This window comes from Lyngbya sp. CCY1209, from assembly GCF_035615495.1.
Taxonomy (GTDB): Bacteria; Cyanobacteriota; Cyanobacteriia; order Cyanobacteriales; family Microcoleaceae; genus Limnospira.
In genome coordinates this window covers 1-22,271 of sequence record NZ_JAJENU010000546.1, presented here as the reverse complement: position 1 = coordinate 22,271, position 22,271 = coordinate 1, and the positions used below count along the sequence as shown (strand labels likewise).

Here is a 22,271-nt window from a genome sequence, read left to right as displayed (position 1 = left end):
TCAAACCCTTATAGAAAAGCCGTTTCAGTTTCCGACTCCCGACTCCCGACTGCCGAGGACCGCGCGCAGCGCTATAATCGTCGCTAATTGGGGTTTCCGGAGTTGGCGATCGGCGACTTTTCACTTTTCATATCATGTCCGATAAAACCATTAGAATTCCCGGTTTTCCTTGTCCCTCCTGAAACCGCTTCAAACTTTTGCCTATTGCCTCTTGCCTATTGCCTTTTCTCGACAGATTGTGTAAGTATCCAAACAGACTTGATATCAATCCAATTTCAGGTTTTGAATTTGGTCTTCGGGGACTCCCAATCCCCGCAATAAAGTGTAGGTCATGATTTGGTGTCCGGCGATGTTGGGGTGGATGCCGTCCCGGGTCAAAATATTTTGCGATCGCCCTCCGTAGCGTTGATAGGTCATGATGATGTGGCGGAAGGGGGTGTGGAGGTCGATAAATTGCACCCGATTTCGGGCGGCGACATCCCGCATGGCGGCGATGTATTCAACCATGCGAATATTTTCCCGGCTGTTGAGATCTTCGTAGACGATGGTGGGGGAGAGCAACAGGACTTCGATCTGTCGAGCCCGAGCCGCCTTCACCATCGCGGTCAATTTTTGACGATAAACCTCCAAGGGCGGTTCGCTGTCCGTCGCCGAGGGGGATTGAAAACTCTGCATGACATCATTGATACCCACGTTAATAATCACCAAATCCGGTTTTTGTGAGAGGACATCTCGATTGAATCGAGCGTCGAGATCCGCTGATTTATTACCCGAAATTCCGGCATCGATTACGTCGATGGATTGGGCAGGATAGAGGGCGTTCAAATAGCGTCTGAGGAGCCAAATATAGCCGCCGTACTGTCCGCCCGCCTGGGTGATACTATCTCCCAAAACGACAATTTTTTGGGTGTCGGCGAGGGGGGTCTGCTGCGGTGGAGAATTCGACGGTTCGGGGGGGGGAGTCGCGGCCGAGCCGCCCACCGCGATCGCGCCCGCGACGAGGAGGGGGAGCCAATAATATCGTTTCATCGGAGTGAGTAATGGGGGGAAAGTAATAGACAGCTTACCCATTGCGATCGAAGCACAAAACTAGCCCAGATCCTACACCAAATGGGTTCAGGTGCGGCGAAATTGAGAGTGCGATCGTCCCGAAGTGTGGGATGTTTCCGCACTCGGATGCTCCCCGACGACGGTACGGTTGCGACCCCGATCTTTGGCCGCGTACAGGGCGCGATCGGCCGCGGCCATCAGATCGTCCACGGAAAATTCCGGCCCGGGAATCTCGCAGGCGATCCCCAAGCTGACGGTGACGTAGGGGCTGTTGTCGGATGCGGGGTGGGGGACGTGCAGGTTTTCCACCTGTCGGCGGATGCGTTCCGCCACCTGCTCGGCCCCCGCCGCCGGCGTGTTGGGGAGGATGATGGCAAATTCTTCCCCCCCGTAGCGGGCGACCAAATCCACGGAGCGCGGCAGGGCGGCGGCGATGGCGGCGGCGACGGTTTTCAAGCACTCATCTCCGGCTTGGTGGCCGAAGGTGTCGTTGTAACGTTTAAAGTGATCGACATCGCAAAAAATCACGGAAAGGAACTGTTTTTCCCGGCTCGACCGCTGCCAACTGTAGTCCAAATATTCGTTGAAACGGCGGCGGTTAGCCACTTGGGTGAGGTCGTCGTAAAGGGCGAGGCGCTGCAACTCGTCATTGGCTTTTTTGAGTGCGGTTTGGGAGCGTTGCAGGACATCTTCGGCCCGTTTTCGATCGGTGATGTCGGACTGGACGCCGATGAAGTGGGTCAGCTCGCCCCGCTCATTTTTGACCGGAGAAATAAAGACTTCGTTCCAAAATAGCGTGCCGTCCCGGCGATAATTTCGCAAGGTGACGCGACATTCCTCTCCCCGGGCGATCGCCTCCCGGACGTCTTCGAGGGCGGGTTGGTCGCGATCGCTCCCCTGCAAAAAGCGGCAATTGCGACCCAAGATTTCCGCCTCCGAATAGCCGGTGATCCGCTCGAAGGCGGGGTTGACGTAAATGATCGGATTGTCGGGGAGATTGGGGTCGGTGATGACGATGCCATTTTGGGTGGCGGCGATCGCTTTTTCGAGCAGTTGCCGGCGGTCGTCGGCAACTTGGCGATCGTGCAAATACTTCTCGCTCAAGCGAATCTGCTTTTGCAGGGATTCGTTGTGCTCTTTGAGTTGCTGTTGGAGTTCGTGAATTCGCAGTTGGGTGTTGACCCGAATCAGCACTTCTTCGACGTGAAACGGCTTGGTAATGTAGTCCACCCCCCCCACTTCAAAGCCCGCCACGATCGAATCGATATCGTTGAGGGCGCTCAAAAAAATGATGGGGATGTCGCCAATTTTTTCTTCCGATTTAAAATGCCGGCACAGTTGATAGCCGTCCATCCCCGGCATCCTCACGTCGAGCAGGATCAAATCCGGCAATTTCGCCCGCACCGAATGCAGCGCCATATCGCCGTTGAGGGACTGTCTGACGCGATGTCCCGCCTGACGCAGCAGAGATGACAAAAGGTGCAGGTTCTCGGCCTGATCGTCAACGATTAAAATCTCGGCTTTGGATGTCGCTTGTGGAATGCTATTCATTCTGTTTCCCGAGTGGAGCCGGCCGGCGGACCGCGATCGAGTCCCCCCGCCGACAATTCATGCCCCCCAATCCAACTTCGCCCACAATTCTTCCTTGATTCGATTCAGAATCGATGTCTCATCCAATGATAGGAGAATCCGCCTCACCACTGCTTTCGGGCTGTCTTCCCCCCAGGAGGCACCGTTGGCGAGGTAGGTTTTCGTCACCTGGCCGATGCCGTAGGAGGACACCCCGGCGACGGAGGCCTGGGCAACGGCGACGGACAGGTAGGGGGCGAGGGTGGCCCCGGCCGTGGCCGGGGCGGCGGCTCCCAAGATGCCCTTGAGGGAACTCAGGCCCAAGTGGGCGACCAGTTCGCCGGCGCCGATCCCCCCCATGCCCAGGGCGATTTTTTGGAGCAGCGCCAGGGCGCCCCGTTGGGTCATGGGAATCCCGTAGAGTCGGGAGAGGGTCAGGATTTGGGTGACATCGATCGCGGCCCCGGTGAGCAGGTCGATCGCCGTCAGGGGGTTGAGGGCGACGGCGAGGGCTTTGGCCATCACCCCGTTCCAGATCACCCGCTCGGCGCGTTCGTTGCGAATCTCCATTTTGCGCCGCACCACCTGCTCGTTGACATCCCCGGCGTAGAGCATCGTGTTGAGGGCGACGAGGGATTTGCCCTCCCGATCCAAAATGTCGAGAATTTTCAACTTCAGGTCTTCAATTTGGGGAGCACCCCGGCTCAGTTGGGTGTGAAAACTCCCGTCCGGGCGGCGGACGGCTCGGGCTTCCAATGGGGAGGCGGCGACCATCACGATTTCTTCGGGGGAGAGCAATTCCCGCACCCGTTCGTCCCTAATTTTTTCATAAATTGCCCGCCGGTCGGCTTCCGGGTAGCGATCGATTTTGTTGAACACCAGCAGCATCGGCTTTCCGGCCTCCCGCAACTGGGAGAGGGCTTCGTATTCGACCTGGGTGATGTCCCCGGATATGGCGAACAGCAACAGATCGGCTCCCCGGGCGACCTGGCGGGCCATTTCTTCCCGGGTCTGGCCGTCTACCTCGTCGATGCCGGGGGTGTCGATCAGTTCGACTTGGGACATCCGGTAGGCGATCGGCCCGGAGGCCGTTTCCTCTCCGGCCGGGGGGGCGCAAGGGGGGGCTTGCCAGGACTGGGCTTCGGTGTTGCGGGTGATGCCGTGGGTCGGACCGGTGGCGAACACGTCCCGGCCTAGCAGGGCGTTGAGGATGGAAGATTTGCCCCGCCCCACCATCCCGAACACGGCAATTTGGATGGTGGTTTGCTCCAGCTTGTCCATCATCCCTTCCAAACCGCCGATTTCCGATTCGAGGCCTGCCCGCTCTTCGGCGGTCAAGTCCAGGTGTCCCACCAGATCCCGCAACACGTCGCGGGCCTGCTGGAGGTTCAACTCGGCTTCGATGTCGGCAAAGCTTGAAATTGTCTTGTCGAGTTCTTTATCCAGACTCATGGTTTTGACCGAAAAACGCGCCCGCTCCTCGAGAATCGCTCCTCGGGGGTCGGGAGAACGACAACCCCCTCGGATTGACACTCCCCTCCCTTTAGCGTAGCGGAGGGAGGGGATTCTTGGTTCGTCGGACTTCCGGAACCGAAGCGAATCCATCCCGTCGCTTCCACGATGGCCCCGAGTGTGGCGATCGCACCGACCGCGACGTCACCGCCGCCGGGGTGATTGTCGGCCGCAGACGGGAAGCCGTGGGACACTCGGTCAACGTCTCGACTCCGCCCGACGTTGACCCTGGGCGGAGTCGAAGGGTCAAGATGATGGCCAAGGAGCGACCGAAGAGGTCGTCCTGAAGGGGCGAGGCTTGAACCCCGGGTTTTCGGTCAAACTGTCAAAATCTTTAAGATTGTTGTTGAATTAGGCGTCTTGAAAACCTCCGCGTTTCTGATTGTCCCGATTTTCCCGGGGCCTCGCCTTGTTAACGCGAATGCGACGTCCCATTAATTCGGATCCGTCGAGGGCTTCGATGGCTTGGTTTTCGTCTTCTTCATTCACCATTTCCACAAAGCCAAAGCCCCGGGATCTTCCGGTCTCGCGGTCTGTGGGGATCGTCGTTCGCTTGACCGTCCCATACTTGGAAAAAGCGTCGCTCAATTCATCTGGGGTAACGTCATAAGACAAGTTACCGACGTATATCGACATGGAATGACTCCAACATTAACACGCTTAACAGAACTCAGTTTCGGAGCAATACCTGCCGATACAGAAATGGACGAGAGTTGTGAACAATTCTGTAGCCGATCGCGAAGTACCCAGCCGAACCTGACTCACGCCACTCATTTTACCACAACATTCTGGGGGTGGAACAATTATTTTGACGCCCCCGCGATCGGCTTTTCTTCCCCCCGGGCTTCGGCTTCCCTAGCGGACAAAGGAAAGGTCAACGCTGCCGAAATTTGTGGTCAGACCAACGTTCAAGTTTTCGAGGACTTTGACGAGCCAATGCAGCCCCTCCTGGGACGATGATTCGTAATGGTTAAACAGGACGGCAAACCGCTTTTCTAGGTAGGGTTTGACTTTGCGACAAAGCAACACGATTTTGAGCAGCAAGCTGACGACAATGGTCGGGCCGATATTGGCGATCAGGTCGATCAAGACGAAGTGATGGGGCTTCTGGGGGCTTTCAACCACTAAAAAGTTCAAGAGCTGGGAACAAGTTCTCAACATCAGGAACTCGCTGAAGGGTTCGTCGTCGCTGTGGGGGATGGTGTTTTGTAACTGCTTGTACAGTTTTTCGTTGAATTGGCGATTCAGGTAGCCGGACTCGAAGGAGTTGTGCATCAAGTATTCGTAAAAATCCGACTTGAAAGAACGGAAGGTTTGGTTGGGACTCACCTGGGAGATGAACCCCCGGGCGAGGTCTCGATAGGTGTTGCCCCCCTCGACTTTGCCGACAAATTGCTTGAGGGCAAAAAACAGTTCTCGGTCGTTCAGGAGCGTCGGATTGGCCAGGGGGATTGTCATCTGCTTGGCGACTTCGGGTTGGGTGCGGGCGAGGTTGATGCGGCGCACCTGGTGGAGGGCGTACTGAGACAGTTCGAGTTCAAATTTTCGCTGCTTCTGCGCCTGAATTTGCCGGATCATTTGTTGATGTTCGTAGGGGCTATCCTCACTGAGCAGGCAGTACCGGTACAAATAGGGGTAGCGGGGAATTAAGGTTCTCAGGGGTTCGGCCTGGGTGAGGTGACGGCTCGGTTGCGGGGCTTGACACAACACCTCGGCGAAGCGTTTCAGGGCGTGGTACTGCTCGCTTTCCAAGAAATTCCGCACCAGGTAGGAGAGCCGCTGGGTGCGTCGGGAGTGTAGGTACAGGGATTGGGGGGTGGCCGGGGACACCTCGTCAAACAGGCGGACGAGGCGGTGGATGGCCCGCCGTCGGTGGGGATGGGTGTGCCACCGGTTGATCAGGATGTGGCAGCAGCGGTTGAGTATAAAATTGAACTCCTCTTCGATGTGGGGGGAGCGGAGCAGTTTCTCCATCGCCTGGGCGATGCCCCGGTCGGGGTACCCCGACCCCTGAACGAACAGCAGGCGGAAATGCTCGATCAGGGTGGTTTCGTTTTCCCGTTCGACCCGTTCGAGCCAATGGTCGTACAATTGTTGTTCTTCTGGAGAAATTGGCTGATTATAACGATCCGCCAGTGTTTTTTTCATCGGAGGATACCCGTGTGACCGTAATTGCTTGGCTTGTCCGAAATGGGGGCGCAAAACCCTCGGGGTGTCGGCATCGATTGGACCGCCGTTCCCATTTCCGGGCGACGGGGTGGATGGAAAGGTCGGTCTCTGCTGTCGGTCGGGGAATTTTGATCGACTTTGCCATCATTTTGCACCCCATATTATAATGAACTTTCAGCCTTCAATTGATTCAGAAAACTTGAAATTTTGTCCCGGCAACGGCAAGAATTTCTTTGAACTCGTGAGAGTTCGGGGCATTCACTGCGATTTGATGGTTCTGTCGGACCCCCAATCGATCGCACTTCCGGGACGTTTCGGCTAACCCCGCCGAATCTGGAATCATGATGGCACCCTGGAGTCAAATCTTCAATTTTAAAGGATAATGTCCGAGTCCATCACCCTGACCCGACTGATCCAGATCTTAGCGACAAATCGGGCCGCCTCCTGTGACGTCCCGGGGGATTTACCCGTGATTGGTGTCACCACTGATACCCGCTCCCTGGGGCCGGGAGAGCTGTTTGTCGCCCTGCGGGGGGAGCGATTCGACGGCCACGATTTCGTGGAGGCGGCGATCGCTTCTGGGGCCGCCTGCGCCGTCGTCTGTGAGGAATTCGCCGCCGCCCGCCCGGGGTTGCCGCTGATCCCGGTGGCGGATACTTTAAAAGCCTACCAGACGATCGCCCGCACCTGGCGCGATCGCTTTTCGATTCCCGTCGTCGGCGTGACGGGTTCGGCTGGGAAAACCACCACCAAGGAACTGATCGCGGCGGTGCTGGCCCGACTCGGCGGCGTCCACAAAACCCACGCCAACTACAACAACGAGATCGGTGTCCCCAAAACCCTCCTGGAACTGCGGGAAAACCACGATTTCGCGGTGGTGGAAATGGCGATGCGCGGCCCCGGGGAGATCGCCGAACTGACCCAAATCGCCCGCCCCACGGTGGGGGTGATCGTCAACGTGGGGACGGCCCACATCGGACGCCTGGGGTCTGAAGATGCGATCGCCCGGGCGAAGTGCGAGTTGCTGGCGGAAATGCCGGGGACATCGGTGGCTATCCTCAACGCCGACAACCGCCGCCTGATGGATACGGCGGCTACCGTTTGGTCCGGCACCACCCTCACCTACGGGTTGCAGGGGGGAGACTTGCGGGGGGAATTGATAAATCCCGAAACCATCCGGGTGGAGGGGGTGGAGTTGCCCTTACCTCTGCCGGGAGCTCACAATGCCTCGAATTTTTTGGCGGCGTTGGCCGTCTTTAAAACAATTGTCGGTTTTAATATTCCGCCGGAACAACTTTACGAGCCGCTGCGGAAGGGAGTCGCGGTGCAACTGCCGGACGGACGGGCGAAACGGCATCGCACCGGAGATGATATTGTACTGTTGGATGAAACCTACAACGCGGGTTTGGAGTCCACATTGGCGGCGCTGCAATTGCTCTCGGAAACGCCTGGAAATCGCCGGATCGCCGTGTTGGGGACGATGAAAGAATTGGGGGAGCGATCGCCCGAATTTCACCGGCGGGTGGGTTTGAAAGCCAAAGAATTAAATTTGGACGCTCTATTTATTTTGGCGGATTTTGAGGAGGCCGAGGCGATGGCGGAAGGTGCGGCCGGGTTGCCGTTTATCGACGTGGAAGATATCACCTCGGAGGGGGTTCACGACCGCATGGCCGCCCACCTCCAGGAATTCCTGAAACCGGGCGATCGCGTCTTGCTCAAAGCCTCCAATTCTGTCGGCATGAACCGGGTCGTGGAGGGATTGCTTAACAATTAATCATTAACAATTAACAATTAATAATTGTTTTTTTGCCGCGAAGTAATCCGAACCGAATCAGTCCGGTTTCGTATCCCCGACTCATCAATCCCAGGGAGAGTGCCGCCCGCAGGGTAGAGGGACCGCTGAGAAGCAGTCCGAAAATGGCGGCGGGGTCGAAGGCGGAGTCGATGACGATGTTCCAAAAGGGGGCGACGGCTTTTGACCAGTCCGCCGTCCGGAGATGTTGAAATCCGATGCGGTCGGCGATCGCTTCGTATTCGGGTAAAGCGATGACGTAGGGGAGGGCGTAGACGTCGTAAATTGCCGCCAAATGCCGCCGTTCTTCGTCGGTGAGTTGTCCCGCTGTTCCCCCCAGGGGGCGGTGGCACCAGGTGGCCATCAGGAACGTGCCGCCGGGTTTGAGGACTCGCTGACATTCCCGCAAAAACTGGATTTTGTCGGGCATATGTTCGCCGCTCTCCAGGGACCACACCAGGTCAAAGGATTCGTCCTCGAAGGGCATTTCCAGGGCGTTGGCGACGCGAAACTCGATGTTTTGACTCAATCCGGCTGACCGGGCGCGATCGCTTCCTCGCTGCGCCTGGACGGGGCTGAGGGTGATCCCGGTGGCCGCCGCGCCGAATTTTTCAGCCAGGTAGAGGGTGCTGCCGCCGATGCCGCAACCCACGTCTAAGATGGTTTGGGGGGGGTTCGTGCGATCGAGTCCCCAGTCGAGTAGTTCTTCGATCAGGTCGATTTGGGCCTGCCGCCGTTCTTTTTTGAGATTGCCCTGCGGCCCGTAGTAGCCGTGGTGCATATGTTCTCCCCACACCCGCTCCCACAGTGCAGAAGAGGCATCGTAAAATTGTTGAATCTGTTCGTAGAGGGTTGATGTCATTTTTGTCGCGATCGCACGTTACTCAACGGTCTATTATCTACCCATTGCCCGTTGTCGGCCACCGTCGGTCCCGTTCATCCGGGAACGGCCGGGGAAACGCGGGGACACCAATGGCATTCCAACTTGATCGGAAAAAAACAGAATGAACGGGGAGCGATCGCCCGAAATTGACTACCAATATAATCTCGTCCCATGACTGTACCAAGAACAATTTGCCTGGGTTTTTTAGCCGTCATTGCGATCGGCACATTTTTACTGTGGATGGATGATACCATTTACAACGGCAGTTTGGGAAATCCGGTCACGGCGCTTTTTACGGCGACATCCGCCGTCTGCGTGACGGGGTTATCGGTAGTCGATGTGGGGCAATTTTATTCTTTTTGGGGGCAGCTTTGTTTGCTCGGTTTGGTCGAAATCGGAGCCTTGGGCTACATGACTGCAAACACTGTTTTACTGATGTTAATCGGCCGCAAATTTGGATTGCGGGACAAATTGGCGCTGCAAAAGTCCTTGGACACTGCCGGACTCGGCGGTGTCATGCCCCTGCTCAGATCCATCATCGCCACGATGGCGTTATTTCAACTGACCGGCATCATACTTTTGATGATTGTTTTCGTCCCCGATTGGGGATTGCGACAAGGACTGTGGCTGTCTATTTTTCACAGTATCAACGGATTCAACAATGCCGGATTCAGCTTGTTTCCCAACAGTTTGGTCGCCTACACGACATCCCCGGTTATCAATTTCACGATGAGTTTATTGATCATTTTTGGGGGACTCGGCTATCAGGCGATCATGGAACTCTATCTGTGGTTCAAAAATCAATTCACACGAGATCCGATGAGGCGGGAGTTTTCGATTCACTTTAAAGTTGTCGGCAGCACGACGATTTTCTTATTGTTGGCGGGAACGATCTTATTTTTTGTTACCGAATTCAACAATCCAGAAACCTTGCAAGGCTTGAGTTTTTTCGGAAAAATTCAGGCGGCTTGGTTCCAGTCGGTGACGACCCGGACGGCGGGTTTTAATTCGATTAATGTCGGCGAGATGACCCATGCGGGAATCTTTATCACGATGATCTTGATGTTTATCGGCGCGAGTCCGGGAAGTACGGGAGGGGGGATCAAAACGACGACATCGAGGATATTGGTCAACTGTACGAAAGCCGCCCTCGAAGGCCGAGACGAAGTGCTTTGTTACCAGCGAAAAATTCCGGCAACGTTACTTCTCAAAGCGGTGGGGGTTCTCGTAGGCTCGACTTGCGTGGTTTTTTTTGCTACGCTTTTAATTGTATTGATTCAACCGAAATTGGGATTCGGAAATGTCTTTTTTGAAATCGTTTCTGCATTTGGAACGGTGGGTCTTTCAACGGGAATTACCGGGAGTTTGTCGATTCCGAGTCGGCTGGTGGCGATCGCGACTATGTACGTGGGCCGGGTGGGGGTATTATTATTGATGTCGGCACTTTTGGGCGATCCGAAACCGTCCGCGATCGACTATCCGGAGGAGAATTTATTGGTCGGCTAATCGGGGGTAATTTTCTATGGCCTCTGCTATGATTTTAATCAATCGGAATTAAAACGCAAAATCATGAATCTTTCATCTCTCAATTTTTTCCGAAATCTCAGGGCAGAAAAACAGCAATTTGCGGTGATCGGCTTGGGTCGATTCGGACAGGCTGTTTGCGCGACCCTAAACGGTGCGGGTTACGAAGTTCTGGCAGTGGATCAGGATAAGAAAAAGGTCGATTTGGCGTTGAACGATCGCATCGCCACCCACGCTTTACAACTGGACTCGACGGAGGTTCCGGCGTTGCGGGAAGCGGGGATTATGGAGTTGGATACGGTGATCGTGGCGGTGGGGAGTTTCTTGGCGGAAAGTATCACCACGACCCTTAATTTGAAGGAGGCGGGGGTGGCGAACGTGGTGGCGAAGGCTTCTTCGGAAACCCACGTCAAACTGTTAAAAAAAGTGGGTGCGGATTTGGTGGTTTTTCCGGAACGGCAAATGGGACAGGAATTGGCGCGGCTGCTGACGAAACCACGGCTGTTGGATCAGTTTGAACTTGATCCGGATCATAGTATTGTTGAAATGGTGGTTCCGGACGATTTTGATAATAAAACGATCGCGCAAATCGAACTCCGCAGCAAGTTCGGTTTGAACCTGCTGGCGATTCGCAATGAAAATGATAAGTTGGAGATCAATCCCCTCCCCAACAAGCGGTTGAAGAAGGGGACCGTGATGGTGGTTTTGGGCTCAAATCAAGATATCAACCGACTGCCGGTTTGATCGAACTATTCTTTCCCGGAATTGGGTTGGGGAATCATTTTCCCCAAACTCAGGTCGTCCAAATCGATCCCCTGCAATCCCCGATTTTCCAGTTGATCCAAAACGCGGGTGAACTGAAACCACACTGAACCCGCCATCATCGCCGTGACGGCGGCGGAGAGGCCGTAGGCGATGCGGGTCGGAAAGGGGAACAGTTGCAGGCAGGAGGCGAGAAAGACGCACACTCCGGCGGCGATCGCGACAAACGGCAGCAGCATCCGCGGACCCCGCAATTCGGCGATCGCGCGGGTGGAACGGTTGATTTTCCACTCGTTCACCAGGGTTTTGAGGGTGGCGGCGAAGGGGATGCAGGAGAGGATTCCGGTCGCCAAGCCGGCGAACAGCAAGACATAGGGGGGATCGTACATCACTATTATGCAATCAAAGGGCAATCTGATTGTAGGGCGATCGGGGAAATTTTTCAGCCCAACCGCGATCGCGCGATCGCCCGACTGTTATAGCAACCGCCAGGGTAGTCGGGACATCCGAAAATCCGGAAACCTCCCAATTATGGACTCTCAAGCTTTGCTGATTGCTGAAACCTGACTGCTGATTGCTATATAAAAGTTAGACGATCAGGCGATCGCATATCCGGTATGTTCCCGAACTTCGGGAGGATGAAAAGCGAGGACAATGCGATCTTTCGGAACTCCGGCTGCAACCAGTTCGGGAGTGATGCCATCTTCTATACCATCATAATGAATCCAAATTTTTTCATTGCGAATTTCGGCGTGAACGACGCAGCCATGAACCCGCCGATGGTTTTCCCAGCCTTCGTGTACCAGCATAAAGTGATTGTTGTCTCGGCTGACAACAACATAAGTCCTCACCTCGCCATAGCGATCGGGAATATCGGCATAATATTGGAGAATGTTTTCCAGTAATTTACGCCATTCATCTAGACGTTGATTTGTAGTTTCCATAGTGTTCGATCATTGTCTCAGCTTGCTTTTCGAGAATACGCCGACGTTCATCCAGCGGTAACTTGAGAAAAGCGAGACGTTGTTCGAGTGAGAGAGGTTGTCCCTCGGCGGGTAAAGAAGTGCGATCGCTCTCTTGGACTAGAATAACGACTTCCACGGTTTGCCCGACTGAAAGACTGGGAGTCTCAATTTCTATTTTGTTTCCTGGCAGAACCTTTGCCGTCGAATATAAAGTTGATTTTTTCATGGCCATATTTTTGCGCCACAATTGATGCTTTTAATTTGACACTGTTGATTTTTTGGCGATTTCAAATTAAAGATTTTAAAAGTGGTATTATAATCTAAAAATCGCATCTACTTTACGTCTGAGAATTGCTTTTAAAAGCTCTATCTTTGGGGGCGCGAACTTGGGCAAAAGAATATCTGTAAATGTATCATTTCCATCAAAGTCTATACCTGCGTCTCCTTCTATAGTTGATTTTAGAGACATTTGTGTAGTGCCACTTTCATTCGTCGAGTAGTGCATTATAGCCAAATTAATATTTCGATTTTTGTGATCTGTTATATCCGCTGTTCTCAAGCGTGTAGTCAGTTCAATGTTGTGCAGTAAAGAATCCTGAATAATCCAAATTGTTCGACCATTCCATTTATGGGCTAATGCAGTTTTGGCAAATAACTGAGTTACCATTCGCCCCCAAACTTGACGCTTGTTTATTCCTGGACAGGCGTGTTCAGTGGAAAGTAAAGCATTACGAAACGCATTTTTAATATCTGTAGATTTTTCTGTATTAGAACCGCTGGTGCTGGCAGTCATAACTTCCAGAATGAATAAGTCAGATAAATCCGGAAGAGGAATTAAAGCATCAGCTAAATTTTTATTTATACCTGAAAAATGACCACTTTTCTTCACTATTTTAACAATATTATTTAAGTCGCTTGTAGTTGAACCGGGGAAGCCACCTTGATTCAAAAGAGCATTGACGGATGTCTCGACTAATGGAGCCAAAATATAGTCAAAATGATAGTTAATATCAGCATCTTTTACTTGATGTTTTAAAGAAACTTCTGCCCAACTACCAATTTCTATATTAGACGGTAAACCTGAATTCAGTAGGAGAGAACGTTCGTGTTCCTGTATGGATCGATTGACAGGAGGGGTGCCTTTGCCGTCAAACTTTGCAGCAAATAATCGACGTGGGCAGACTACCCAAACTTCTTCCCCTGCTTGGATTGAGCAAACGCCAGGGATAACTTTTTTTAAATTCTTATCGAAATAACTGGTGAGTGGTTCTTCTCTTGTAAGTTTAATTTTGGTTTGAGAACGGTTGCCACCACCATCGCAAGTTGTACCCATGAATGGACATTGACATGATTTTCGTATCGCTTCTACTTCGGATCTGTGATCGTCTACCGGAAAGCCAAAGAGTTCAAAGATAGTAGGCATAAATCAAGGTCAATTCAGTCAGTATGGTATCTAAGCATTAAGTAATTCTATTTTTTCAGATGGTTCAACAAATTTTTCTTGATTGAGGAATGAAGCGATTTCTTTTGAGATCGCACGAGCAACAGGAGGAGGTACAGAATTGGCGACTTGACGATGCTGATCGAGATGTCTGGCTCTACCGGAACGACCTCGCACTGGTCCTTTGAGTAGATAATCATCGGGGTATCCATGAATCCGCATATATTCACGCGGGGTGAGATATCTGTCTTCAATGGGATGAAAGAAAATTTCTCCACACCTCAAAGTTAATGAAGGCTCTGAGAAAGAAAGCCGGCGAAACTTCGTCGTATCCTTTTTTGTTAGCTTACATCTTTGTTCTGCCGGTAGATGCAATTCTTTAGCCAAGAAAGACCCTTCCGGTACACCATGAATGCGCTTCCGATCGCCCGCAGGTGTAATGTCAATATGGCTGTCTAGAGGCTGATTTTCTCGGTCACACGAAGGGCTATCCAATCCCATCAGTGCTTGGCCAACCGTGACATAATTTTCTAAAGGAAATAACGAAATTTGCGGGTCAGATTTTCTATGAGTGGGTAAAGGAAAATCAAATATTTTTTCTGCTCTTGTGGCGACTATGAAAACTCTTTCTCTAAGTTGAGCTACACCATAATCTGCCGAGTTAATTACTTTAATACTTGACCGATACCCCAATTGCTCAAATTGATGATTAAGCTGTTTGTAAACACCTCCAGAATTTCCGGATTGATCTGAGGCTGTCAATAAACCTTTGACTTGTTCCATGAGGATTACTTTGGGTTTGATAGTCCCAGCAAATCTAATAAATTCAAAAAGTAGAACGCCTCTTTCATCCTCTAAAGAAGTACGTTTTCCAGCTTGCGAAAAGCTTTGACAAGGACTCCCGCCAAAGAGCAAATCTAATTCGCCAACTTGTAAGCCCAAATCTTTCATTAACTGAAATGGCTGAACTTGTCGTATATCCTCCTCAAGAAGAATTGTTTTTAATTTTTCTTTTTTTATGGCGTTGTGTAAAGTTTGACAACAATACGGATCGATTTCGATGCAAGCTAGTATCTCAAAACCAGCTTGACGAATACCGATGTCCATTCCACCTGCACCTGAAAATAAAGATAGAGCAGAAAACATAAAACATAGAGTTAAGGACTGAATCCCAACTGCCTTTCTTAGAGCTGATTTATAAACAAAATATTAAGAAGCCCGAATTGTCTGCCAGCACTGGATTTCAGCAGTCGGAAACTCTTGGAGAGGCTTTTCCGGGAAGTCTCGTCACACAAGGCTTTCAGAGACTTCAAAAATCAGCTTTTAGAAGAGCGTATAGGTCATCGCAATAGTTAAGTGTATCATAATTCCTTAAACCATCTATTGTCAACCACTTCAGGCTAACGCCGATATCAACCCCAACCCGATCGCACCCCCCACCGTCACCCAGACGGCAACCGGCGGGGGGCGAGACATACTATATATATAAGTATGGCCGGCGCCGAAAAGCGCCGACCCGATCGCACCTACCCGATCGCATCCCGGATCGCGTTCTGAGTCATGGCCGCGATCGCCTGATCCGTCGCCTTGGGCAAGTGGTAATATTTCCCCCCCGCCGTCTTCGCCAACTCCTTCGCGAATCCGGTGGAGACGAACTTATTCTCCGTGTCGATCACCAACAGTTGAATCCCCAAACCGCGAATCTTGGCGGCGATATCGAGCAATTCCCCCTTGATGTCCGGCTTTTCGCCCTCCATCATCGGTTCGCCCAGCGATCGCCCCAGGGGAATGTTCCCCCGTCCATCCGTGATCGCCACGATCACCACCTGGCCGATGTCCCCGGACTGCTTCGCGTTCATCCCCACCCGCACGGCTTGGGTCAGGCCGTGGGCCAGGGGAGATCCGCCGCCGCAGGGCATCCGTTCCAACCGCCGTTTCGCCGCCGCAATCGATCGCGTCGGGGGCAACAACACCTCCGCCTGTTCGCCCCGGAACGGGATCAACGCCACCTGGTCCCGACTCTGGTACGCCTCCGTCAGCAGTTGCATCACCGCCCCTTTGGCGGACTGCATCCGGTTTAGGGCCATCGAGCCCGAGGCGTCCACGACGAACACCACCAGGGCGCCGGACTTTCTCGCCAGTCGCTTGGATCGCATATCCCCCTGTTCGACGATCACCCGGCGATCGGGATATCGCAACCGCCGCGATTTCTGATAAGGCGCCGCCGCCCGCAATGTCGCATCCACCGCAATCCGCCGCACTTTCCCTTTCGGCAACATCGGTTTGACGTAGCGGCCGCGATCTTCGGAAAAAATCATGCTGCGGCTGCCGCTTTTGCCCTGGCGGTTCGCCATCTGGGTGAAATACAATACCGTCGGATCGAGCATCACCCCTTCCGGATCGAAGACGAACTCTTCGGGAATGCTATTTTCCTCCGCTTCCGGGGGTTCCTGTTCCTGTTCTTCCTCCTCGTCCTCGTCTTCCGGTTCCGGTTCGTCCTCGCCTTGGGGGGGCGGGGGCGGGGGCGGGGGCGGCGGTTGCTGTTCTTCTTCCGGGGGTTGCTGGACTACCGTCGCCCGGGGGACGATCACCAGTTCCACGGCCCGCCGCAGGTCGTCGGCGTTGACGGTATTGCGTCCGTCCAGGGCGGCGGAGGCCTTCGCCACCCGGACTGCGAACAGTTCGGCCCGGTGCCCGGAAACGCCGCCCCGGATCGCTTCTTCGACTAAATAAAGGATTTGATCGGGTTGGATGGTGACGTCTTTCAACCATTCCCGGGCGAGGAGAATTTGGGTTTTTAAGTTTTCCAGATCTTCGGAATATTGCTGGAGAAATGCTTCGGGGGAATGGGCGTAGTCGAGGGATCGATCGACGGCTTGAACCCGCTGGTCGAGGCTGAGAACCCCGTCGGCGGACAGGGCGATCGCGATCCGGTCTAATAAGTGCGATCGCAGCGGACCTTCCTCCGGATTGTAGGTGGCGATGAAGGTGGGGTTGCAGGGATGTTCAAAACTGATGCCTTCCCGTTCGATCGCATTTCGCCCCTCCGTCAAAACGGTGAGTAACAAATTGGCTACGTTGTCGTCGAGGAGGTTGATTTCATCGACGTAGAGGACGCCCCGATTGGCCGTTGCCAACAAGCCCGGTTGAAAAACGGTTTTGCCCTGTTTGACGGACTGTTCTACGTCCACCGAACCGATGAGGCGATCTTCGGTGACGCCCAGGGGAATTTGGACGAAGGGGGCGGGGATGATTTGGGTGGCGGGTTCTCCGGATTCCCAGTCGGGGGGCAGGTTGGCGATCGCACCTTCGATCACTTCCAGCGGTGGCAGCAGGGCGTGGATTGCCCGGGCCATCACCGATTTGGCCGTCCCCCGCCGTCCGGCGATGACGACGCCGCCCAAGCCCGGATCGACTGCGACCAGCAGGAGGGCGAATTTGATCGCTTCTTGCCCCACCACTGCGGTGAGGGGGAAGCTTGAGGCGGTTGGGGCACTGGGGGGCGCAGGCATGATTTCGGTCTGCTAATGGTCAAATTTTTAGCATACCAGCAAATGACCCGTTCTCGGCATCCACCGGCAAAATGTATCCAAAAATACAGTTTTCTCGTGTAATGGGTTACACCCGTGGGGGGGATCGATCCTCATTCGGGGGGCAGCGATCGCATTCCGGATAAAATTTCTCAAACAGTCTCATTTATTTTTCTAGACTTTTTAAAAAAAATTTGCCCGATTTGTTGACGTTTGGGGGATGATTAACTTATAATAAAAGTAACCAAAAAACAAACAGTCAGCCTAATCCAGCGAAAGTCAAACATCCCTATGTCGTACTTTTCGAGTAAGTGCAGCGGTGATGTTGCTGGAGCGGAGGAACCAAATTTTTTGGGGCTAATCTCGAAAGCTATCTCAGCCAACAACTGGCAGAGATGAAGAGAGGGGCAACTCTCAGCCCTAGCCCGTCAGCTAACTCCGTAGGCATTGAGAGGAGGCTGAAGCGCCAACTTTCTAAGACAATTAGATAGCTTGTCAATTCAGTTTCCTTGGTTGGTATAGGCCTGATTTGTTATACCCACCCTAGATTCTGATCGATTCATCATGACACCCAAAATACCCCTGTCTTTAATTGCGCTGCCGGGACAGGCGACGTGGATCAGCTTTCTGCGGCTAAAAAGCAGTGATTTTATCTTGCTGCCTGTCCTATCCTGCATCACTCTCGTGATTCTGTGGTCGATCGTCCACACGTTCTTAACCACATTGATGCCGACTCCGGCACTCCCGATGTTCGTGAACAATAGTTTGTCTACTTATCGTTTATTTAGAAATTATCAGGAGGTGATCGCCGTAATTTTAAAGTCCGTCGATGTCGCCATGTTATATTGAAAGCAATACAAAGGGGCTTGCCGTGGGCAAAAGAGCGGCTGGCCTCTTTGGCAATTCGAGATAGAAACGGTCGGGTCAAAAACCCCGCAACTGCTTCAGGTCAAGGGTTTCGAGGGATTCTCGCATCATTTTTGACCGCCCCCATCGCCCCCCTTTTTTGATTCTCAATTCTGCGGCCGGCGAGATTTGAGCCGTCAGGATGTAGAATGTTAATCTGTTTTTCATTGATTAGATGGGGACGAATCCCCAATTCCTCGTGCCATGAGACTTATCCGTGCCTTTCTCCCCGGACTGATCGTTGTCATCGAACCTGATATTGCTGCGATCGCCGAATCGCAGTCCGATGTCAGGCGACTCATCGAAACCAACCGATGTCAGCAGTGCGACCTGAGCGAAGCGGACCTGCGGGAGGCTCAATTGAGTGGTGCCGATCTCCTGGGGGCGAACCTGCAAAAGAGCGACCTGCGGGGGGCCCAGTTGAGGGGGGCCGACCTGAGTTCGGCGAACCTGATCGGGGCGGATCTGTCCGGGGCGGACCTGCGGGACGCGAAGCTGCACAGCACGACGCTGCGGGAGGCGGACCTCCGCGACACCGATTTGTCCTGGGCGGATCTGTACCGGGCTTTTTTGGAAGGGGCGAAATTGGACAATGCCAACTTATCCGACGCCAATTTGAACGACGCCAAGTTGGAGGGGGCGACGTTCTGCGGGGCGACGATGCCGGACGGTTCCCCGGGCCGGTGTTAGGGAGACGACCCGCTGACGGCGATGCGGCTCCGAAGTACCGATCGCAACAGCCGCTCCACGCACCGTCTCTCCTTGTCGCTGAGGGAGTCGTTTAAAATCGCTGCCATCAGGCCGTAGGGGTCGGCGAGGGTGAGTTGACCCGTCAAATTGGCTGGGGCAAATCAGTCGCCGAGGGCGGATTGAATCAGGTGGATTTGAGGTGTTATCGATCGAAAATAGACTCGCCATTTATTAGTCTCGGATCGGGGGGGTAGAATTGACCGTGACCCGATGGAATAACGGTTCTGTAGCCGATAGCGACACATCAAAAAATATCAACAATAATGAATTGATCGCCCCCAAATAAACGACCCCAAAATTCTGCCATCGACCCCTATAGTTCTTCGGGTGTTATTATCGACAATGAAAGACCTAGAAACCCTTTATTTTTCATTGGAAAAATTCCTGCAACGTCGCCGTGCAGAGCGACAGATTTTGTCGGCGATCGACCCCAATATTTATCCGGATTTTAGCGGCGAACAAATATTGAATTTATTATTGACATCCCTGCGATCGCTTCCCCTCGGATGGTGGGGGGGAGTCGTCGCAGTCAACCGCCGGCTGATTTGGCAACTGCAATCAAAATTGCCGATGGATGAACCGCAAGAGCGGGCGATCCGGCGCTGGATGCTCGACAGCTTCGACCTTCTCGGTGGCGGATCGCAACAGAACCACGACGGCAGTCGCCCCCGATCCGCCTCGATTTCTCAATCTTTAAACCAGATGAGTTCGGCGGTCTTCTTTCCCCTGCAAGGAGGCGATGGAAATGAACTCTTCGGCCTGCTATTGGCGGGGGCAAATCGGTGGGAAATTTTTGACGGTGAATACCTGCAATTTTTGGAGGCGATCGCCACTTTGGGGGCGGCGGTGATAGCCGAACTGCCCTCCCCGCGATCGGCTCCCCCCCCGACCCTGGAAACGATGATTCAAACCCTTCCGGAAGGCCTTCTCGTCCTGGATGATTCCCGCGCCGTCCGACTGCTGAATTCTGCGGGTCAACGATATCTGGAATTGCTCTCCCAGCCGGCGATCGCGATGCCCCTGACCCACCTCGGCGACCTGCCGATTTCCCAACTGATCGACCAAAAAACAGCCCGCATCGTCGTCGGTAATCCGGCGAGGCGGGTCTGGGAGGCGAGCGCGATCGCCCTCCCTTTTAACCCGCAAAATTATCGGTGGGCGATCGTTCTCCGAGATGTTAGTCATCTCCGGGGGGGGACGGGTCAAATTCCCTGGCAGGCTCAACGCGACCCGCTGACGGGGCTGCTGACTCGCCGCGAATTTGAAGCCGGTTTGGAACGGGTTTGTTTGGACACCAAAAGTAAAAGCGAACCGAAAAGTCATACCCTCTGTTACCTCGACCTGGATCGATTTAAGTCGATTAACGATACCTGCGGTTTTCAAGCCGGAGATGAATTATTAATTCAAATTAGTGCGTTGTTGAAATCTGAAGTTCGCAAAACCGATATCGTCGGACATTTGGGGGGCGATGAATTCGTGATTTTGCTCCACAACTGCCCCCTCGAACAGGGGTTGCAGTTCGCCCACCGTTTGCGGGAGAAAATCGCCAAAAAACAGTTCGCTTGGCAGAATCAACTGCTTCCTATCGGCGCCAGCATCGGTTTAACTGAAATTCTCCCCGATGTCGAAAATGTCGCCAGCGTGATGCGGGCGGCGGATTCCGCCTGTTACGCCGCCAAACAGCAGGGCCGCAATCAGGTTTACGTCCACCAATTCGGGACGGCTGATACTGATTCACAACAGGCGAGTTTGCATTGGATACAACGATTAAATCGGGCGATCGCCGAAGATCGGTTCTGTTTGTACAGCCAAAAAATTGCCCCCACTTCGCCGGAACTTCCCCAGGGGGAACACTACGAGATTTTATTGCGGCTTCTCGACGAAACGGGACAGATTATTCTTCCCCAAGTTTTCATTCCCATCGCGGAACGCTACAACTTGATGCCCGCGATCGACCGCTGGGTAATCCGCAAAGTTTTCCAGTATTTGTCCGGGCGAAAACAGTTTTTGGAAACCTCTGTCCACATCCCGGCCCCCACCCACCCCGCCTGTCTCTACAAAATCAACCTCTCGGGGGCGAGTCTCAACAGTCACGGTCTGTGCGAATTTATCCTGGAACAACTCTATTTTTATAAAATAAATCCCCAGACCATCTGCTTTGAAATTACGGAAACGGTGGCGATTACAAATCTCGTCAAAACTGCCAAAATGATTAATTATTTGAAGGGGTTCGGATTCCGATTTGCGTTGGATGATTTCGGGGCGGGAATGTCTTCTTTTGCCTACCTGAAAAATCTGCCCGTAGACTATATCAAAATAGACGGTCAATTTATCCGCAATATTGTCACCGACACGATGGATGCGGCGATTGTGGAAGCGATTCACCGCTTCAGCCAAGTGATCGGTATGAAAACCATCGCCGAGTTTGTCGAAAATAATGAGATTTTCATGAAAATTCAATCCCTCGGCGTGGATTATGCCCAGGGATTTGCGATCGAGCATCCGGGTCCGTGGATTCACGACCCGGATGCGGATTCGGAGTAGTTTTTGACCGGTCTTTTGCGGCTTTATGGGAAGGGCAAAAAAGAAGTTATGTCCGGTGGAAGACTGACGGGCTTATTGGGGACATATTGGAGGTGCGGTGCGTCCGAGAATCGATGCGTTGGAGGCTGACGGGGGGAGGTGCGATCGCATTTTTTTCCACACCACCGCCGGGATAAATTGGCATCAATAATATTATAGCAGTTAAGGAGATGAACAGGGATTTTTTTTGGCGATCGCGATCGCACTTATCCTGCCAACTCCACACCAGCAGCACCAAACTCAATCCCCATCCCAAACCATCCCCCAAATACAGCCCGATCAGATTCGGAACCACGCATTCGAGTAATTGATAGCACTTTTGTTTATTATTGGTAGTAGTGACGTTCATCGCCGAAACCTGTTTGATGTCTACGGTTCCATCGTGCGATCGCAAAATAATAGATGTAAATTGCCACTAAATATTGAATTTATTCCGAAAATAAATTAAAATAAAACGCGAAATAAATCATATAAAATAAATACAAATAAACCCAAATAGTGGCAAATAAAAGTAAATAAAGATTCGCGCAAAGCCGACATAAAAGAGTCGATTTTATCAAAAACAACCCTTGACAGGCACATAAAATTTCGGCTATAAAAGAAATGGATATAACATTTCCAAAGCCGGGAAGGGACACCGGGAGGCTCAAACCCCGTTCTCCGGCTCCCCCCTTACAAAGGGGGGCTGGGGGGGATTTAGCAGGATTTAGGGGAATCTTCCGTATCTCATAACAAACAAAAACAGTCCTAATCAGCACTCAAAGTCCCCCTTCTCAAGGGGGATTTAGGGGGATCTCCCAGAGTTCATAAAAAACAAAGGAATTTCAAAGTCCCC

At 52.9% G+C, this 22,271-nt stretch carries 23 protein-coding genes and 1 riboswitch; of the genes, 8 read left to right on the top strand and 15 right to left on the bottom strand.

Annotation, left to right across the window (positions count from 1 at the left end; all coding sequences use genetic code 11):
* Positions 1 to 264 precede the first annotated feature (264 nt).
* The 3 genes from LKE08_RS18770 to LKE08_RS18760 all read right to left on the bottom strand — a co-directional run bounded on the left by LKE08_RS18770 (position 265) and on the right by LKE08_RS18760 (position 4,071).
* Positions 265 to 1,029 carry an SGNH/GDSL hydrolase family protein gene (locus LKE08_RS18770; protein WP_324705781.1) on the bottom strand — a complete coding sequence of 255 codons (765 nt, stop codon included), beginning with the start codon at positions 1,027 to 1,029 and terminating at the stop codon, positions 265 to 267.
* Between the two features lie 87 nt (positions 1,030 to 1,116).
* On the bottom strand, positions 1,117 to 2,601 hold the full coding sequence (locus LKE08_RS18765; protein WP_324705780.1) for a diguanylate cyclase domain-containing protein: 1,485 nt from the start codon (positions 2,599 to 2,601) through the stop codon (positions 1,117 to 1,119).
* 57 nt (positions 2,602 to 2,658) lie between these two features.
* Entirely contained in the window at positions 2,659 to 4,071 is a 1,413-nt protein-coding gene (locus LKE08_RS18760; protein WP_324705779.1) for a GTP-binding protein, read from the bottom strand.
* A gap of 116 nt (positions 4,072 to 4,187) precedes the next feature.
* Between LKE08_RS18760 and LKE08_RS18755 the strand changes: the two genes are divergently transcribed.
* Positions 4,188 to 4,418 (top strand): hypothetical protein, encoded by a 231-nt coding sequence (locus LKE08_RS18755; RefSeq protein WP_324705778.1) that lies wholly within the window; start codon positions 4,188 to 4,190, stop codon positions 4,416 to 4,418.
* 64 nt (positions 4,419 to 4,482) lie between these two features.
* Here the strand turns inward: LKE08_RS18755 and LKE08_RS18750 are convergent, their stop codons facing one another.
* Both LKE08_RS18750 and LKE08_RS18745 read right to left on the bottom strand, forming a co-directional pair.
* On the bottom strand, positions 4,483 to 4,767 hold the full coding sequence (locus LKE08_RS18750) for an RNA-binding protein (protein WP_324705777.1): 285 nt from the start codon (positions 4,765 to 4,767) through the stop codon (positions 4,483 to 4,485).
* A gap of 219 nt (positions 4,768 to 4,986) precedes the next feature.
* On the bottom strand, positions 4,987 to 6,279 hold the full coding sequence (locus LKE08_RS18745; RefSeq protein ID WP_324705776.1) for a hypothetical protein: 1,293 nt from the start codon (positions 6,277 to 6,279) through the stop codon (positions 4,987 to 4,989).
* A gap of 403 nt (positions 6,280 to 6,682) precedes the next feature.
* On the opposite strand from LKE08_RS18745, the gene murF reads away from it, so the two are divergent.
* The gene (murF, locus tag LKE08_RS18740) at positions 6,683 to 8,074 is read left to right on the top strand and encodes a UDP-N-acetylmuramoyl-tripeptide--D-alanyl-D-alanine ligase (protein WP_324705775.1); all 1,392 of its coding nucleotides are present in this window, start codon (positions 6,683 to 6,685) and stop codon (positions 8,072 to 8,074) included.
* Positions 8,075 to 8,084: 10 nt separating this feature from the next.
* Here murF and LKE08_RS18735 read toward each other — a convergent pair whose 3' ends face one another.
* Positions 8,085 to 8,954 (bottom strand): methyltransferase domain-containing protein, encoded by an 870-nt coding sequence (locus tag LKE08_RS18735; RefSeq protein ID WP_324705774.1) that lies wholly within the window; start codon positions 8,952 to 8,954, stop codon positions 8,085 to 8,087.
* Positions 8,955 to 9,146: 192 nt separating this feature from the next.
* On the opposite strand from LKE08_RS18735, the gene LKE08_RS18730 reads away from it, so the two are divergent.
* Complete coding sequence (locus LKE08_RS18730; protein ID WP_324705773.1) at positions 9,147 to 10,481, top strand: TrkH family potassium uptake protein; 1,335 nt, start codon at positions 9,147 to 9,149, stop codon at positions 10,479 to 10,481.
* Positions 10,482 to 10,544: 63 nt separating this feature from the next.
* Complete coding sequence (locus LKE08_RS18725; protein ID WP_324705772.1) at positions 10,545 to 11,243, top strand: TrkA family potassium uptake protein; 699 nt, start codon at positions 10,545 to 10,547, stop codon at positions 11,241 to 11,243.
* A gap of 5 nt (positions 11,244 to 11,248) precedes the next feature.
* Here LKE08_RS18725 and LKE08_RS18720 read toward each other — a convergent pair whose 3' ends face one another.
* Positions 11,249 to 11,650, bottom strand: a complete 402-nt coding sequence (locus LKE08_RS18720; RefSeq protein WP_324705771.1) for a hypothetical protein — start codon at positions 11,648 to 11,650, stop codon at positions 11,249 to 11,251.
* A gap of 7 nt (positions 11,651 to 11,657) precedes the next feature.
* Here LKE08_RS18720 and LKE08_RS18715 point away from each other — a divergent pair, with 7 nt between their 5' ends.
* Complete coding sequence (locus tag LKE08_RS18715; RefSeq protein ID WP_324705770.1) at positions 11,658 to 11,828, top strand: hypothetical protein; 171 nt, start codon at positions 11,658 to 11,660, stop codon at positions 11,826 to 11,828.
* 29 nt (positions 11,829 to 11,857) lie between these two features.
* Here LKE08_RS18715 and LKE08_RS18710 read toward each other — a convergent pair whose 3' ends face one another.
* The 5 genes from LKE08_RS18710 to bchD form a co-directional block, all read right to left on the bottom strand.
* The gene (locus LKE08_RS18710) at positions 11,858 to 12,205 is read right to left on the bottom strand and encodes a XisI protein (RefSeq protein ID WP_324705769.1); all 348 of its coding nucleotides are present in this window, start codon (positions 12,203 to 12,205) and stop codon (positions 11,858 to 11,860) included.
* Positions 12,177 to 12,452 carry a hypothetical protein gene (locus LKE08_RS18705; protein ID WP_324705768.1) on the bottom strand — a complete coding sequence of 92 codons (276 nt, stop codon included), beginning with the start codon at positions 12,450 to 12,452 and terminating at the stop codon, positions 12,177 to 12,179. Before LKE08_RS18705 ends, LKE08_RS18710 begins: the two co-directional genes overlap by 29 nt.
* A gap of 87 nt (positions 12,453 to 12,539) precedes the next feature.
* Positions 12,540 to 13,649, bottom strand: a complete 1,110-nt coding sequence (locus LKE08_RS18700; protein WP_324705767.1) for a hypothetical protein — start codon at positions 13,647 to 13,649, stop codon at positions 12,540 to 12,542.
* Between the two features lie 30 nt (positions 13,650 to 13,679).
* Positions 13,680 to 14,813, bottom strand: a complete 1,134-nt coding sequence (locus LKE08_RS18695; RefSeq protein ID WP_324705766.1) for a DNA cytosine methyltransferase — start codon at positions 14,811 to 14,813, stop codon at positions 13,680 to 13,682.
* Between the two features lie 380 nt (positions 14,814 to 15,193).
* Entirely contained in the window at positions 15,194 to 17,179 is a 1,986-nt protein-coding gene (bchD, locus tag LKE08_RS18690; RefSeq protein ID WP_324705765.1) for a magnesium chelatase ATPase subunit D, read from the bottom strand.
* Positions 17,180 to 17,473: 294 nt separating this feature from the next.
* Positions 17,474 to 17,659: riboswitch (cyclic di-AMP (ydaO/yuaA leader) on the top strand.
* Positions 17,660 to 17,761: 102 nt separating this feature from the next.
* Between bchD and LKE08_RS18685 the strand changes: the two genes are divergently transcribed.
* Positions 17,762 to 18,046, top strand: coding sequence for a hypothetical protein (locus LKE08_RS18685; protein ID WP_324705764.1), 285 nt, complete (start codon positions 17,762 to 17,764; stop codon positions 18,044 to 18,046).
* Positions 18,047 to 18,121: 75 nt separating this feature from the next.
* Here LKE08_RS18685 and LKE08_RS18680 read toward each other — a convergent pair whose 3' ends face one another.
* Complete coding sequence (locus tag LKE08_RS18680) at positions 18,122 to 18,271, bottom strand: hypothetical protein (RefSeq protein WP_324705763.1); 150 nt, start codon at positions 18,269 to 18,271, stop codon at positions 18,122 to 18,124.
* Positions 18,272 to 18,307: 36 nt separating this feature from the next.
* Here LKE08_RS18680 and LKE08_RS18675 point away from each other — a divergent pair, with 36 nt between their 5' ends.
* A complete protein-coding gene (locus tag LKE08_RS18675; RefSeq protein WP_324705762.1) occupies positions 18,308 to 18,793 on the top strand; it encodes a pentapeptide repeat-containing protein in 486 nt (161 codons plus the stop codon).
* Here LKE08_RS18675 and LKE08_RS18670 read toward each other — a convergent pair.
* On the bottom strand, positions 18,790 to 18,939 hold the full coding sequence (locus LKE08_RS18670) for a hypothetical protein (protein WP_324705761.1): 150 nt from the start codon (positions 18,937 to 18,939) through the stop codon (positions 18,790 to 18,792). The genes LKE08_RS18675 and LKE08_RS18670 overlap by 4 nt on opposite strands.
* Before the next feature lie 256 nt (positions 18,940 to 19,195).
* Between LKE08_RS18670 and LKE08_RS18665 the strand changes: the two genes are divergently transcribed.
* Positions 19,196 to 21,397 (top strand): EAL domain-containing protein, encoded by a 2,202-nt coding sequence (locus LKE08_RS18665; protein WP_324705760.1) that lies wholly within the window; start codon positions 19,196 to 19,198, stop codon positions 21,395 to 21,397.
* 46 nt (positions 21,398 to 21,443) lie between these two features.
* On the opposite strand, the gene LKE08_RS18660 is transcribed toward LKE08_RS18665, so the two are convergent.
* Positions 21,444 to 21,785 (bottom strand): hypothetical protein, encoded by a 342-nt coding sequence (locus LKE08_RS18660; protein WP_324705759.1) that lies wholly within the window; start codon positions 21,783 to 21,785, stop codon positions 21,444 to 21,446.
* Between the last annotated feature and the right edge of the window lie 486 nt (positions 21,786 to 22,271).